General features: G+C 65.6%; 16 protein-coding genes. 8 read left to right on the plus strand and 8 right to left on the minus strand.

Translation table 11 applies throughout. The features are described 5' to 3' along the window. Window positions 1-28: 28 nt before the first annotated feature. The 4 genes from ctrA (at window position 29) to C6Y53_RS21375 (ending at window position 5,263) form a co-directional block, all read left to right on the plus strand. A complete protein-coding gene (ctrA, locus tag C6Y53_RS16800; RefSeq protein WP_106473496.1) occupies window positions 29-748 on the plus strand; it encodes a response regulator transcription factor CtrA in 720 nt (239 codons plus the stop codon). Beyond that, complete coding sequence (gene ligA, locus C6Y53_RS16805) at window positions 684-2,939, plus strand: NAD-dependent DNA ligase LigA (RefSeq protein ID WP_211299413.1); 2,256 nt, start codon at window positions 684-686, stop codon at window positions 2,937-2,939. Before ctrA ends, ligA begins: the two co-directional genes overlap by 65 nt. After that, on the plus strand, window positions 2,936-5,026 hold the full coding sequence (gene recG / locus C6Y53_RS16810) for an ATP-dependent DNA helicase RecG (protein ID WP_106473497.1): 2,091 nt from the start codon (window positions 2,936-2,938) through the stop codon (window positions 5,024-5,026). Before ligA ends, recG begins: the two co-directional genes overlap by 4 nt. Before the next feature lie 114 nt (window positions 5,027-5,140). Next, window positions 5,141-5,263, plus strand: coding sequence for a hypothetical protein (locus C6Y53_RS21375; protein WP_280178363.1), 123 nt, complete (start codon window positions 5,141-5,143; stop codon window positions 5,261-5,263). A gap of 216 nt (window positions 5,264-5,479) precedes the next feature. Here the strand turns inward: C6Y53_RS21375 and C6Y53_RS16815 are convergent, their stop codons facing one another. Continuing rightward, window positions 5,480-5,932, minus strand: coding sequence for an iron-sulfur cluster assembly scaffold protein (locus tag C6Y53_RS16815; RefSeq protein ID WP_106473498.1), 453 nt, complete (start codon window positions 5,930-5,932; stop codon window positions 5,480-5,482). A 68-nt stretch (window positions 5,933-6,000) separates the two neighbouring features. On the opposite strand from C6Y53_RS16815, the gene hisI reads away from it, so the two are divergent. Continuing rightward, window positions 6,001-6,360 carry a phosphoribosyl-AMP cyclohydrolase gene (hisI, locus tag C6Y53_RS16820; protein WP_106473499.1) on the plus strand — a complete coding sequence of 120 codons (360 nt, stop codon included), beginning with the start codon at window positions 6,001-6,003 and terminating at the stop codon, window positions 6,358-6,360. Window positions 6,361-6,418: 58 nt separating this feature from the next. Here hisI and gluQRS read toward each other — a convergent pair whose 3' ends face one another. From gluQRS to C6Y53_RS16840, 4 genes are read right to left on the minus strand one after another with little or no spacing between them, the layout of a single operon-like run. Then, on the minus strand, window positions 6,419-7,264 hold the full coding sequence (gene gluQRS, locus C6Y53_RS16825) for a tRNA glutamyl-Q(34) synthetase GluQRS (RefSeq protein WP_106473500.1): 846 nt from the start codon (window positions 7,262-7,264) through the stop codon (window positions 6,419-6,421). Continuing rightward, window positions 7,261-7,875, minus strand: coding sequence for a class I SAM-dependent DNA methyltransferase (locus C6Y53_RS16830; RefSeq protein ID WP_106473501.1), 615 nt, complete (start codon window positions 7,873-7,875; stop codon window positions 7,261-7,263). The genes gluQRS and C6Y53_RS16830 overlap by 4 nt, the downstream gene beginning before the upstream one ends. Before the next feature lie 22 nt (window positions 7,876-7,897). Then, the gene (gene trmFO / locus C6Y53_RS16835) at window positions 7,898-9,253 is read right to left on the minus strand and encodes a methylenetetrahydrofolate--tRNA-(uracil(54)-C(5))-methyltransferase (FADH(2)-oxidizing) TrmFO (RefSeq protein ID WP_106474159.1); all 1,356 of its coding nucleotides are present in this window, start codon (window positions 9,251-9,253) and stop codon (window positions 7,898-7,900) included. Window positions 9,254-9,297: 44 nt separating this feature from the next. After that, window positions 9,298-10,083, minus strand: a complete 786-nt coding sequence (locus tag C6Y53_RS16840; RefSeq protein WP_106473502.1) for an enoyl-CoA hydratase — start codon at window positions 10,081-10,083, stop codon at window positions 9,298-9,300. Between the two features lie 58 nt (window positions 10,084-10,141). Between C6Y53_RS16840 and C6Y53_RS16845 the strand changes: the two genes are divergently transcribed. The 3 genes from C6Y53_RS16845 (at window position 10,142) to rpsI (ending at window position 11,702) form a co-directional block, all read left to right on the plus strand. Continuing rightward, complete coding sequence (locus C6Y53_RS16845) at window positions 10,142-10,564, plus strand: PaaI family thioesterase (protein WP_106473503.1); 423 nt, start codon at window positions 10,142-10,144, stop codon at window positions 10,562-10,564. Between the two features lie 187 nt (window positions 10,565-10,751). After that, window positions 10,752-11,210, plus strand: a complete 459-nt coding sequence (gene rplM, locus C6Y53_RS16850) for a 50S ribosomal protein L13 (protein WP_106473504.1) — start codon at window positions 10,752-10,754, stop codon at window positions 11,208-11,210. Between the two features lie 6 nt (window positions 11,211-11,216). Further along, complete coding sequence (gene rpsI / locus C6Y53_RS16855; RefSeq protein WP_106473505.1) at window positions 11,217-11,702, plus strand: 30S ribosomal protein S9; 486 nt, start codon at window positions 11,217-11,219, stop codon at window positions 11,700-11,702. A 108-nt stretch (window positions 11,703-11,810) separates the two neighbouring features. Here the strand turns inward: rpsI and C6Y53_RS16860 are convergent, their stop codons facing one another. Genes C6Y53_RS16860 through ppk2 form a run of 3 tightly spaced genes read right to left on the minus strand, consistent with a single transcriptional unit; the run spans window position 11,811 to window position 14,087 of the window. After that, window positions 11,811-12,599: a glycosyltransferase family 25 protein gene (locus C6Y53_RS16860; RefSeq protein WP_106473506.1), complete on the minus strand. Its 789-nt coding sequence runs from the start codon at window positions 12,597-12,599 to the stop codon at window positions 11,811-11,813. 8 nt (window positions 12,600-12,607) lie between these two features. Then, window positions 12,608-13,225: a TetR/AcrR family transcriptional regulator gene (locus C6Y53_RS16865; RefSeq protein WP_106473507.1), complete on the minus strand. Its 618-nt coding sequence runs from the start codon at window positions 13,223-13,225 to the stop codon at window positions 12,608-12,610. Beyond that, complete coding sequence (ppk2, locus tag C6Y53_RS16870; protein WP_106473508.1) at window positions 13,218-14,087, minus strand: polyphosphate kinase 2; 870 nt, start codon at window positions 14,085-14,087, stop codon at window positions 13,218-13,220. Before ppk2 ends, C6Y53_RS16865 begins: the two co-directional genes overlap by 8 nt. Window positions 14,088-14,149 lie beyond the last annotated feature (62 nt).

The raw sequence follows: 14,149 nt of genomic DNA on the forward strand, positions 1-14,149 counted from the left end.
GAAAACTGATTGAGGCGGAGAGCGTTACATGCGCGTGCTACTGGTCGAGGACGACCCAACAACGTCGAAAAGCATCGAACTGATGCTGACCCATGCCAATCTGAATGTCTATGCGACCGATCTGGGCGAGGAAGGGATCGACCTGGCCAAGCTCTATGATTACGACCTGATCCTGCTGGACCTGAACCTGCCAGATATGAACGGGCACGAGGTGCTGCGCCAGCTGCGGCTGGCCCGGATTGACACGCCGATCCTGATCCTGTCGGGCGATGACGGCACCGAGAGCAAGATCAAGGGGTTCGGTTTCGGCGCCGACGACTATCTGACCAAGCCGTTTCATCGCGAGGAACTGGTGGCGCGCATCCATGCGATCATCCGCCGGTCCAAGGGGCATTCGCAATCGGTGATTCATACCGGCAAGGTTGCGGTCAATCTCGATGCCAAGACGGTCGAGGCCGATGGCCAGCCCGTGCATCTGACCGGGAAGGAATACCAGATGCTGGAACTGCTGAGCCTGCGCAAGGGAACCACGCTGACCAAGGAAATGTTCCTCAATCACCTCTATGGCGGCATGGACGAACCCGAGTTGAAGATCATCGATGTGTTCATCTGCAAGCTGCGCAAGAAACTCAGCGCCGCGACGGGCGGTGAAAACTACATCGAAACCGTCTGGGGGCGCGGATATGTGTTGCGCGATCCGCAGACCGAGGAGATGGGCAAGCCCCGCCTGGCCGTCGGGGCCGGCTGAACGCTGCACGCATCTGGACCTTGCCCTTACGCCGCCCTATCAGTTGAAGGGCAACAGGGTGGGGTTGGGCGTGACCGGGGCAACAGCGATAGAAGACCTGACCGAGGCGCAGGCGCGCGAGGAACTGGCGCGCCTTGCCGATGAACTGGGCCGAGCCAATACCGCGTATCATCGCGACGATGCGCCCGAGATCACGGATGCGGACTATGACGCGTTGAAGCGGCGCAACGCCGCGATCGAGGCGCGGTTTCCGGCCCTGAAACGCGCCGACAGCCCCAGTGACCAGGTCGGCGCCAGGCCCGGCGAGGGCTTTGCCAAGATCGAACATGCCGTGCGCATGATGTCGCTGGGCAATGCGTTCGACGACGAGGACGTGACCGGGTTCGACACCGGTATCCGCAAATATCTGGGCCTGGCCGCGGATGCCGCGCTGGCCTATACCGCCGAGCCCAAGATCGACGGGCTGTCCCTGTCGCTGAGATACGAGGCCGGCATCCTGATGCAGGCGGCGACCCGCGGCGATGGCGCGATCGGCGAAAATGTCACCGAGAACGCGCGCACCATCGGCGATATCCCGGACCGGATCGCCGCCGCGCCCGAGATCCTCGAGGTGCGCGGCGAGGTCTATATGAGCCATGCCGATTTCGCCACGCTCAACGAACGCCAGGCCGGGGCGGGGGCCAAGACCTTTGCCAATCCGCGCAATGCCGCCGCCGGGTCGTTGCGGCAGCTTGATCCCGCGATCACGAAAGATCGGCCGCTTCGGTTCTTTGCCTATGGCTGGGGCGTGCTGTCGGAACCGCTGGCCGGGACGCAGTTCGCGGCTATCGAACGGCTCGCCGCGATGGGGTTTGCCACCAACCCGCTGACGGTCCTGTGCGCCGGCCCCGGCGACATGCTGGCGCAGTATCGTGAGATCGAGACGCAGCGGGCTACGCTGGGCTATGACATCGACGGGGTGGTCTACAAGGTCGACGATCTTGCCCTGCAGGCACGGCTGGGGGTCCGCTCGACCACGCCCCGCTGGGCGATTGCGCACAAGTTCCCGGCCGAGCTCGCCTGGACCCGGCTGGAGGCGATCGACATCCAGGTGGGCCGCACCGGCGCGTTGTCACCGGTGGCGCGTCTGACCCCGGTAACCGTGGGCGGCGTCGTGGTTTCCAACGCCACGTTGCACAACGAGGATTACATCGCCGGGCGGGATGCCTCGGGCAACGCGATCCGCGATGGCAAGGATATCCGCGTGGGCGACTGGGTGCAGGTCTATCGTGCGGGCGACGTGATCCCGAAACTGGCCGATGTCGATCTCGCGAAACGGCCCGCGGACGCGGCGCCCTATGTCTTTCCGGACATATGCCCCGAATGCGGCAGCGCCGCGATCCGCGAGCAAGGCGATGCGGTCCGCCGCTGTTCCGGCGGCATGATCTGCCCGGCCCAGGCGGTGGAAAAGCTGAAACACTTCGTGTCGCGCAAGGCCTTTGACATCGACGGGCTGGGTTCAAAACAGGTCGAGCAGTTCCACAGCGATGGCTGGATTGCGGAGCCCGCGGACATATTCACCCTGCGGGATCGCTATGGCAGTGGCTTGCAACAGCTGAAAAACCGCGATGGCTGGGGCGAAAAATCCGCCGAGAACCTGTTTCGGGCGATCGACGAGAAACGTTCGATCCCGCTGGGGCGGCTGATCTTCGCGCTTGGCATCCGCCATGTGGGCGAAGCGGCGTCGAACCTGCTGGCGACCCATTACGGCAGCTGGTACGCGTTCGAACGGGCAATGGGCGAAGCCGAGGCGCAGGAGGGGGCCGCGTGGGAGGACCTGACCGCCATCGACGGGGTCGGCGCGGTCATGGCCGGGTCGCTGGTGACGGCGTTCGCGCAGGATGGTGAACGCGCCTCGATCGACCGGCTGGTGGCGCATCTGGATGTCGAGGACGCCGCGCGCCCCGACACGGATGGCAGCCCGGTCGCGGGCCTGACCGTGGTGTTCACCGGCACGCTGGAAATGATGACGCGCGCCGAGGCCAAGGCCCGCGCCGAGGCCTTGGGCGCGCGGGTGTCGGGCTCGGTATCAGCCAGGACCGACATCGTCATCGCCGGCCCCGGCGCCGGCTCCAAGGCCAGGAAGGCCGCCGAACTGGGGATCAGGACGCTGGATGAAGATGGCTGGCTGGACCTGATCGGCGCGCGATGAGCGGACGTCCCGAACAGCTGTTCCCGCTATTCGCCGAGGTTGAAACGCTGCCGGGGATCGGTCCCAAAACCGCGCGGCTGCTGGAATCGGTTGATGTAACCGCGCCGCGCGACCTGTTGTATTCGCTGCCATATTCGGTCGTCGACCGGCGCCGGCGCGACAGTATCCGGGGGGCGGATCTGCCGGCGACGATGACGGTCGAGGTCACAGTCGGCGCCCATCGCCCACCCGCCAGCCGCGGCGGGGCCTACCGCATTCTGGTCGAGGATGCGCAGAGCGATTTCCAGCTGGTGTTCTTTCACGCACGCGCGAGCTATCTGACGCGGATCTTGCCTGTGGGCGCACGCCGGATCGTGTCGGGGCGGGTCGAGCTGTTCGACGGCATGGCGCAGATGGTGCATCCCGACCATGTTCTGCCGCCCGCCGAGGCCGCGGAGATCCCCGATTTCGAACCGGTCTATCATCTCACGCAGGGCGTGACGCAAAAGACCATGTTCAAGGCGACGCGCGCGGCGCTGGAACGGTTGCCGGAACTGGGCGAATGGATCGACCTGGCCCAGCTCGGACGCGAAGGCTGGCCCGGTTGGGGCGCGGCGATGCGGGCCGCGCATGCGCCGCAGGGCAAGGTGGAGACCGCCGCCGAGGCGCCCGCGCGCGCACGCCTGGCCTATGACGAACTGATGGCGCACCAGTTGACATTGGCGTTGGCGCGGCGGCGGGAACGCAAGGCGCGCGGGATATCGAGCCGTGGCACCGGCGTTCTGCGCGACCGGGTGCTTGCCGCCTTGCCCTACAGCCCCACCGGCGCCCAGACCCGGGCGCTGGCCGAGATTGCCGGGGACATGGCCGCGCCCGAACGCATGAACCGGCTGCTGCAGGGCGATGTCGGCGCGGGCAAGACGCTGGTCGCGTTGTTGGCGCTGCTGGTCGCGGTCGAGGCCGGCGGGCAGGGCGTGATGATGGCCCCGACCGAGATCCTGGCCCGCCAGCATCTGGACGGGCTGCGTCCGCTGGCCGAACATGCGGGGATCACGCTCGATATCCTCACCGGGCGCGACAAGGGGGCGGAACGGCAGGCCAAACTCGCGGCGCTCGCGGCCGGAGAGATACAGATCCTTGTCGGCACCCATGCGGTGTTCCAGCCCGACGTGGCCTTTGCCGACCTGCGGCTGGCGATTGTCGACGAACAGCACCGGTTCGGGGTGCGCCAGCGGCTCGAGCTTGCCGAAAAGGGGCGCGGGGCGGATGTGCTGGTGATGACGGCGACGCCGATCCCGCGCAGCCTGGCGCTGGCGCAATATGGCGACATGGACGTGTCGGTGCTGGATGAAAAGCCACCGGGGCGCAAGCCGGTGAAAACCGCGCTGGTCGGCACCGGGCGGATGGACGAGGTGGTGAACCACCTGCGCCGGGCCGTGGGCGAGGGGCGGCAATGCTATTGGGTCTGTCCGCTGGTGGACGAATCGGAACTCAGCGACCTGACCGCCGCCGAAGACCGGTTCCGGCACCTGCGGGCCGCCCTGGGTGATGGCGTGGTAGGGCTGGTGCATGGCCAGATGCCGCCCGCCGACAAGGATGCCGCGATGGCGGCCTTTCAGCGCGGGGAAACCAAGGTTCTGGTCGCGACCACGGTGATCGAGGTCGGCGTGGATGTGCCCAACGCCTCGATCATGGTGATCGAACGGGCCGAGATCTTTGGCCTGGCACAGCTGCACCAGTTGCGGGGGCGGGTCGGGCGTGGCGCCGCCGAGAGCACCTGCCTGCTGATGTTTCGCGCGCCCCTGTCCGAAGGCGGAAGGCGCCGGCTGGAAACCCTGCGGGAAACCGAGGACGGGTTTCGCATCGCGGAAACCGATCTGGCGATGCGCGGGGCGGGGGACTTGATCGGAACCGCGCAGTCGGGCCTGCCCCGGTTTCGCATTGCAGACCTGGAACGCCAGACCGGGCTGATGCAGGCCGCCCAGAGCGATGCGCGCGCGCTGCTGGCCAGGGATCCCGCGCTGGAAAGCGCACGGGGACGTGCGGCACGCGTTCTGCTGTGGCTGATGCGGCAGGACCGGGCGATCCGTTTGATTTCAGTGGGTTGAGGCCGTCACCCCACAAATGTTCACAAACGTTCTCTAAAAGTTCTTTACTTGGACGGCGAGATGTGAGAACAAAGGGTCAACAAATGCTTAACCATGTTGACAGGGAGCAGACCCATGATGACCCAGATCCGCACCGCCCTTCGCCGGTCCCAGGATACGCTGTTGCAGGATGCCGCCGGGGCCGCTGCGCTGGTGGTCATGCTGGTTGTCGGGCTGCACCTGCCGGGGCTCGCCTGAGCTACTGAGAGTTTCTGCCTGCGATCTCATGCCGGGTGAGCCCGGACATCATGTCCTGTGTACGCTGCAAGAGGGGCTGCCTGACCCTGTTCTTGCCGGGCCTGCCCATTGGCCCGGGCCGGGCACCCGGAGCCGACATGAGACCCGCACTGCCTGCCGCCGCCATCCGCCCGGGATGCGCGGCGGTTTTTTTGTCCGGAACGCGGTGTTGACGGGTCAGGCGCAGTTGGCCTGTTCGGCCTTTTCCATCGCCTCTGCGGTCGCTTCGATCGCCAGCAGGATCGATGCGTGGCGGTTCTTGAAATCGCGGGCGGGCAACAGGACCTCGAACCCGTCAAAGGGGGCGTCCGGAACCGGACCGCCGGATCTGAGCATGGCGCGCAGTTGATCGCGGGCCGTTTCCACCTGTTCGCGGGTCGCGCCGATCACGGCCGCACCGACCACGGCCGCCGCCGCCTGTCCCAGGGCGCAGGCCTTGACGTCCTGTCCGAACCCGGTGATGCGGCCGTCACGCAGGGCCACATCCACCGTGACCGTCGAGCCGCAGAGCGGCGAGCGGCGTTTGACCGTGGCATCCGGTGCGTCGAGGCGGTGCAGATGCGGAATGTCGGCCGCAAGCGCGAGAATGCGTGCCGAGTAGAGCTTGATCAGGTCGCTGTCGCCGGACATGGCTTTCCCTCGTCGATGCTCCTTATTACATAGTCCCGCAACGCGGTTATGCAAAAGGGTTTTCATTGATGTCCTTCGATACCGATACCCTGGTCTTTGACAATGCGGGGCTGATCCCGGCCATAGCGCAGGATTGCGAAAGCGGCGAGGTGCTGATGATGGCCTGGATGAACGCCGAGGCGGTGGGGCGCACGCTGGAAACCGGGCGGGTCACCTACTGGTCCCGGTCGCGGTCGTCATTCTGGGTCAAGGGCGAAAGCTCGGGCCATGTGCAGGAACTGGTCGATTTCAGGGTCGATTGCGATCGTGATTGCCTGTTGCTGCAGGTGCGCCAGACCGGACCGGCCTGTCACACCAACCGGCGCAGCTGTTTTTTTACCGCGCTTCGTGCGGGGGAAGAGGTCGAACTGATGGCGCCGATGGGCTGAAATCGTCCTGCGGGCGATGCCTCCGGCGGGGATATTTTGGGCAAGAGGAAGCAGGCGGTCAGAGACCGACCATCCGGCGGATGTCGCGGGGGCTGGCGCCGTCTGCCCGGTAGGTGGCGATGGCGCGGGCATCGTCACGCTTGGCCAGCCGTTTTCCGTTTTCGTCCCGGATCAGCCGGTGGTGGTGATAGACCGGCGTGGGAAGGCCCAGCAGCGCCTGCAACAGGACCTGCAACGGCGTCGTATCGAACAGGTCGCCGCCGCGGATCACATGGGTGATCCCCTGTCCCGCATCGTCGATGACGGCGGCCAGCACATAGGAGGCGGTCTCGATCTCCTTGCGGCCGAGCACCGCGTCGCCGGTGGTGCATCGCAGATCGTTCGCGGTCACAATCCGCAGCCCGGCCCGTTCCGGCCCGGTTTCGGTGAAGGCCAGCGGCATGCGGTCGGACAGGGCGGTGATGGCCTTGTCCATGTTCAGCCGCAGCGCATCGCCGGGGCGGCGGTCGGTCATGTCGCGGTGGCGGCAGGTGCCGGGATAGACCGGCGGCAGCGGTGCGCCTTCCTGCGGCGCCGAAAGCGCGGCACGGATATCGGAGCGGCGGCAGGAGCAGGGGTAGACCAACCCGCGTGCCGCGAGATCCATCAGGGCGTCGTTGTAGCGGCGCAGGTGGTCGGACTGGCGCAGCACCGGCGTTTCCCAGCTCAGGCCGAGCCAGTGCAGGTCGTCATAGATCTGTTGTTCCCAGCACTCGCGGGCGCGGGCGGTGTCTGTGTCTTCGATCCGCAGCAGGAACCGGCCCTGTCCGGCCCGCGCCATGTCATGGGCGAGCAGCGCCGAATAGGCATGTCCGAGATGCAGCGGGCCGGTGGGGGATGGCGCAAAGCGGGTTGTGAGTGTCACGCTTTTTCAATCACATAGACTTCGGCGTTGAGGTCGAGCCCGGGTAGGTGCGGCCCGTATTCCCGGAACAGGAGCCGTGCCTTGCCCGGTTGCAGCCAGGCGTCACGCTTGGTGGTGAACGCGGCGTCGGCGAGCGTATGATCGTTGTAGGAAAAGGCGAACAGTCCGCCTGTGGCCAGCGCGTCCATCACCAGATCGAAGGTTTCGGGCGGCGCGGCGCCGGTGCCGAGCACGCCGGCCCCCGTGATCGCTGCATAGGCGCCCGGTTCGACCGGGGTCGGGTTGTCGAGGTCGATCTGCGACAGGCGGCGATAGCAGGACCGGCGCCGTGCGCCGTCGAGCATCTCGGGGGATGGGTCCATCCCGTCGATCCGTTCGAAACCGGCCCGGCGCAGCGCCAGCCCGGACAGGCCGGTGCCGCAGCCGTAATCGAGGATCGGCAACCCCGGGTGCGGCCGCAGCGACCACAGCGCATCGGCCACCCGGCCGGGCGTGGCATAGCCGTTTTCGGCGATTTCCCGATCATAGGAGGCGGCCCAGCGGTCGTAGAGCGCGCGGGTGTCCTCGGGCGTTTCCAGCCCATAGACGGTATCGAGAAATTTCTCGGCCATGATCCGAGGATAGAAGGGCGGATCAGGCCGCGTCCAGTTCGATCTGCGCCAGCCAGGCGGACCAGGCCGCCTTTGCGCGGTCGGTATAGGCCTTGTAGCGGTCCTTGCGTCCGCGCCGCCCCCCCCTGAGCCCGTCGACCGGGCGGAACAGGCCGAAATTGACGTTCATCGGCTGAAAGGTCCTGGCCTCGGCGCCGCCAGTGATATGATGAACCAGCGCGCCCATGGCGCTGTCCTGCGGCACCGGGGGCAGCGCGTGTCCGAGGATTTCGGCGGCGGCCAGGCGACCGGCGAGCAGCCCCATCGCCGCGCTTTCCACATAGCCCTCGACGCCGGTGACCTGCCCGGCAAAGCGGATATTGGGTTTCGATTTCAGCCGCATCTGGTCGTCCAGCAATGTGGGCGCGTTGAGAAAGGTGTTGCGATGGATGCCGCCGAGACGCGCGAACCGGGCGTTTTCCAGGCCGGAAATCATCCTGAATACATCGGTTTGCGCGCCATACTTCATCTTTGTCTGGAAGCCGACGATATTGTAGAGCGTGCCCAGTGCGTTGTCGCGGCGCAGCTGCACGACCGCGTGGGGCTTGTCGTCGGGGCGATGCGCGTTGGTCAGCCCGACCGGTTTCATCGGGCCATGGCGCAGGGTTTCGCGGCCACGCTCTGCCATCACCTCGATGGGCAGGCAGCCGTCGAAATAGGTGGCGGTTTCGCCGTCGTGAAACTCGGTCTTGTCGGCGGCCAGTATCGCGTCGATGAAAGCGTCATACTGGTCGCGGCTCATCGGGCAGTTGAGATAGGCGGTGCGTTCTTCCTCGGTTTCGCCCTTGTCATAGCGCGATTGCCGCCAGGCCTGATCCATGTCGATGCTGTCGGCATAGACGATGGGCGCGATGGCGTCGAAGAATGCCAGTGCCTGGGTTCCGGTCTCGGCGCGTATCGCGTCTCCGAGTGCGGGCGAGGTGAGCGGCCCGGTTGCAAAGATCCAGTGCCCCTCATCGGGCAGGTCGGTGATCTCTTCGTGGCTCACCGCGACATTGGGCAGCGCCGTCAGCCGTTCGGTCACGGTTTCGGCGAAGGGGTCGCGATCCACGGCCAACGCGCCACCGGCGGGCAGGCGGTGCGCGTCGGCGGATGCCATGATCAGCCCGCCGGCGGCGCGCATTTCCCAATGCAGCAGCCCGACCGCGTTCTGTTCGTCGTCATCGGACCGAAACGAATTGGAACAGACCATCTCGGCCAGGTTGCCGGTCTTGTGGGCGAAGGTTTCGACCTTTGGGCGCATTTCGTGGATCACCACGGGAACACCCATGCGGGCGGCCTGCCAGGCTGCCTCGGACCCGGCCATGCCGCCGCCGACGATGTGAAGCTGTTGTTTCATGCCGCCCATCTAGGGCAGCGGCGGGATCGGCTCAAGCCTTGCGATCAGTCCTGCCAGTCGGGCAGGCGTTTTTCGATGAAGGCCGCGATCCCTTCGGCGGTGTCGCGATAGAGCATGTTTTCGACCATCACGTCGCGGGCATGGTCATAGGCGGCCTCGATCGGCATCTGCAACTGGTCGTAGAAAGCACTCTTGCCGATTTTCACCGCCACGCCGAGTTTGCCGGCCAGCTTGTCGGCCAGGTCGGATGTGGCGGCGTCGAGGTCTTCGGGGGCAACGGCGCGATTGATCAGACCGAGCTCGGCGGCGCGATCCGCCTCGATGAACGCGCCCGTGGTCAGCATCTCGAATGCCTGCTTGGCCGGGATGTTGCGCGACAGGGCGACCATCGGCGTCGAGCAGAACAGGCCGATATTCACCCCGTTCACCCCGAATCGCGTGCCATGCGCGGCGATGGCCAGGTCGCAGGACGCGACCAGCTGGCATCCGGCGGCGGTGGCGATGCCGTGAACCTGCGCGATCACCGGCTGGGGCAGGGCGCGGATCGACAGCATCATCCGCGAACAGCGGTCGAACAGGTCGCTGAAACCGGCACGCCCACCGTCCTCGGCCTGCCGTCCCGCGGTCATCTGTTTCAGGTCATGCCCGGCGCAGAAGACCTTGCCCGCGCCGGACAGGATCACCGCGCGTATCCCGCTGTCCTGCCTTAGCGCGTCGAACTCGGCCTGCAGCGCGGCAATCATCTCGTCGGACAGCGCGTTGAGGTTCCCCGGCGAGTTCAGGATCAACCGCGCAACGCGGCCCGTGTCGCGACGTTCCAGAATTGCCATCTTGCCCTCCGCTTGGCTGCCGGGCCAACACTAGGCGGGGAAGAGGGAAAGGAAAAGCATGTCTCTTGCGCTGACTATCGACGAACTGGCCTCGTATCTCGAGGAGGTGTTTCCGCAGGTCCGCAACGATTTCGCGTTCGATCTGCTCGAGGAGGACCGGCTGCGGATGCGCCTGCTGGTGGGAGAGCGGCATCTGCGGCCGGGCGGCACGGTTTCGGGGCCGTCCATGTTCAGCCTCGCCGATTGCGCGGTCTATGCGATGGTGCTGGCGCGGGTCGGGCGCAAGGCGCTGGCGGTCACGACCAACTGTTCCATCGACTTCATGCGCAAACCGGCCGCCGACGCGGATCTGATCGCCGATTGCCGGTTGCTGAAACTGGGCCGGGTCCTGGCCGTGGGCGACGTGCTGATCCGTTCGGACGGTCTGGACAAGCCGGTTGCGCGCGCGACGCTGACCTATTCGATCCCGCCCGCGCGTTGAGGCGGGGCGCGTTCGGCGGCGTTCATATGGGGTATTATGATACCATAAATATAAGCGCATGATAACACAAAGAAAATAACGTCCACCCGCACTTGACCTGTATCGGGCGTGGCTTTAGACACCGATCATCGAATTCGGACCGGTGCGGGTGCGTACCGGTCTTTCACGTCAAATGGGAATACCCCTCATGAAAACCTTCTCTGCAACGCCTGCAGACATCGACAAGAAGTGGATCCTGATCGACGCCGAGGGCGTGGTTCTGGGCCGTCTTGCCTCGATCGTCGCCATGCGCCTGCGCGGCAAGCACAAGCCGTCCTTCACCCCGAACATGGACATGGGCGACAACGTCATCGTCATCAATGCCGACAAGGTGCAGATGACCGGCAAGAAACGCGACGAGCATCTCTATTGGCACACCGGCCATCCCGGCGGGATCAAGAGCCGCACCAAGCAGCAGATCCTGGATGGCGCGCACCCTGAACGCGTGGTGCTGCAGGCGGTCAAGCGGATGCTGCCCGGCAACCGTCTGAGCCGCCAGCAGATGACCAACCTGCGCGTCTATGCCGGCGCCGAGCATCCTCACGAGGCCCAGAGCCCCGAAGTTCTGGACGTGAAGTCCATGAACAAGAAAAACACCCGGAGCTGATGACCGATGGCTGAAGAAATCAACACTCTCGAAGACCTGAACGCCATCGCCGGCGTCGAACCCGTGGCCGAAGAGGTCATCGCCCGCGAACCCGTGCGCGACGACCTGGGCCGTGCCTATGCCACCGGCAAGCGGAAAGACGCCGTCGCCCGCGTCTGGATCAAGCCCGGCTCGGGCAAGGTCGAGGTGAACGGCAAGGAACTGAACACCTATTTCGCGCGTCCCGTTCTGCAGATGATCCTGCGCCAGCCGTTCCAGGTGGCCGGGGTCGAGGACCAGTTCGACGTGATGGCAACCGTCAAGGGCGGTGGCCTGTCCGGTCAGGCCGGCGCGGTCAAGCACGGCATTTCCAAGGCGCTGCAGCTCTATGATCCGTCCCTGCGCGGCGCGCTGAAGGCCGCCGGGTTTCTCACCCGCGACAGCCGGGTGGTCGAACGGAAGAAATACGGCAAGCGCAAGGCCCGCCGGAGCTTCCAGTTCTCCAAGCGTTAAGGCGCCGGATACAGAAAATTGGACAAGGGCCGCGCCATCTGGCGCGGCCCTTTCCTGTGGGTGGCCAGCCATTGCGGGCGTGGACAGGGCGGTCAGTCCTATGGTTGGTCAGATCTCCGGGTCGGGGGTGGCAAACCTGTCCAGCGCGATGGCAAGCGGCCGCTTGGTCCCGGCAACCCGTGCCTTGAGCGAGGGCCAGGCTTCCTCCAGCGACAGGTGCAATCGTTTCCGCTTGGCGTTGAGCCACGACGCGTTGCGATAGACTTGGCTCGGTGCCGCGTCGCTGGGTGCCGGGGCTGATGGTGCGATGTTATGGGCCTGCGTCAACGGGCAGGGTTCGATCTGGCAGGTTTCCAGCCAGGGCCGTGTCCACAGCCAGGCGTCCAGCATCACATAGCCGGGCGTTTCCTCCAGCAGGCGCTGCGCCGCAAGTGGCGTGATGACATACCCGCCCGCGCCATACTTGTTCTTCATAACCCGTGTTGCGGTAAATTCGGGGGTGCCGCCGTGCCAGAGCGGTGTGCGCGCCATGTCATGGGCGCGCGGGACATATTCCAGATCGTAGATCCGGTTCCACGGGTCGTTCCGGCCGGCTATCTGGTCCAGCGCGACGGTGACATACCGGTCGAACACCACGTCGTCTTCGCAGATGCAGACCGGGCCATTTGCCGCCGCTGCCAGTTGCCATGCCTTCTTGTGCGATAACGTGCAGGCCACGTCCTTGGCGGTGATCGGACGGGTCCATTCATTGGCGGCCGCCTGGAACTGGTCCTCGGTCATGTCGGCCAGCGACACCGCGTCGACGAATTCCATGTCCAGCCCCAGCCGTTCGGCCTGTTGCTGCTGGAACCGGCGGCGGGACACATAATGGCGCGGGTTGATGACGTGGATCTTCATGGCCAGCCCTATCCGTCGGGCGCGATCAGGCCCAGACCGCGCAGGTAGATGCCGATCCCGGATTCCAGCAGGTCCTCGGGCGGGAAGGGCGAATTGGTGCCCGGCGCCGTTCGGGCATAGAGTTCGACGACCCCGTGGCTCATCGCCCAGATATGGGCGCTGACCATCGTGGCAGGCGGACGTTTTTCCGGCGGGATATGTTCGGAGAGCGCGGCGGCGGCGGTTTCCAGAACCGCGCGGGCGCGGGCGCAGGCGGTTGCCAGTTCGGGGGTGCGGTTCATCGAAACCCCGCTTTCGAACATGGCGATATAGTGGCCGGGATGTTTGCGGGCAAAGGCCAGATAGGCGCGTCCCGTCGCCTCGAATGCCGCGAGCGCGGAGGGCTGGCCCTTGTCATAGGCGTATTGCATCAGGTCCGCGAACATTTCGAACCCCTGACGGGCAGCCTCGGCAACCAGGTCCTCGCGCCCTTCGAAATGCCGATAGACTGCGGCGGGCGTAACGCCGGCGCGTTTCGCGGCCTCCGACAGCGTGAAGGCACCCGGGCCGCGCTGTTCGATCAGTTCCAGCGCGGCGTCGATCAGCGCCTGCCGCAGGTTGCCGTGGTGATAGCCGCGCTTAGCCATCCAGCAGGTCCGGCCCGCCGCAGATGGCCCGGTCGATTTCACCCAGCGCGTCACCGTCCTTGCGGGCATAGTCGAGCCCGTGCAGGACCGTGCGGATCGCGGCCAGCCGCGCGCGGCGCTTGTCATCGGTGCGGATCACGGTCCAGGGCGCATGACCGGAGTGGCTGCGCGTCAGCGTCTCGTCGATCGCATCGGTATAGGCATCCCATTTCGCCAGCCCGTCCACGTCGATGCTGGACAGTTTCCAGTGCTTCAGCGGGTCGGATTCGCGGTCGAGGAACCGGCGCAGCTGTTCGGCGCGGCCCACGTTCAGCCACAGTTTGAACAGGACGATGCCATCGTTCACAAAGGCCGCTTCGAGCGGCACCACCTGCCGGAAGAACCGTTCGCGGGCGTCGTCGTCGCAGAACCCGAACACCTTTTCGACCACGCCGCGATTGTACCAGGAGCGATCGAAGAACACGACTTCGCCACCCGATGGCAGGTGGTCGATATAGCGCTGGAAATACCATTGCGTCTGCTCGGCCTCGGTGGGTTTCGGCAGCGCGACCACGTTGGCTCCGCGCGGGTTCAGGTTTTCCCGGAACCGTTTGATCGTGCCGCCCTTGCCGGCGGCGTCGCGGCCTTCGAACACGATTGCCACCCGCATGCCGCTGCTCTTGACCCAGGCCTGCATCTTTACCAGTTCGATCTGGAGAAGCTCCATCGCGCGGTCATACTCCTTGCCGTCCATCCGCTCGGCATAGGGGTAGGTCGGGTTCAGGATCCGGCCCTTTTCGGCCTCGGTGATCGCGCGGCGTATCTCCCTGGGGGCGTGCTCGTCGAAATAGCGGGTGATCGCGCCGGAATAGCTCTGTTCCATCGGGAATGGCCTGCTTGTTGCGGTTTGTCGCACTATGGAATGTGAACCGGATTAACGCAAAC

This window comes from Pukyongiella litopenaei, from assembly GCF_003008555.2.
GTDB lineage: Bacteria > Pseudomonadota > Alphaproteobacteria > Rhodobacterales > Rhodobacteraceae > Pukyongiella > Pukyongiella litopenaei.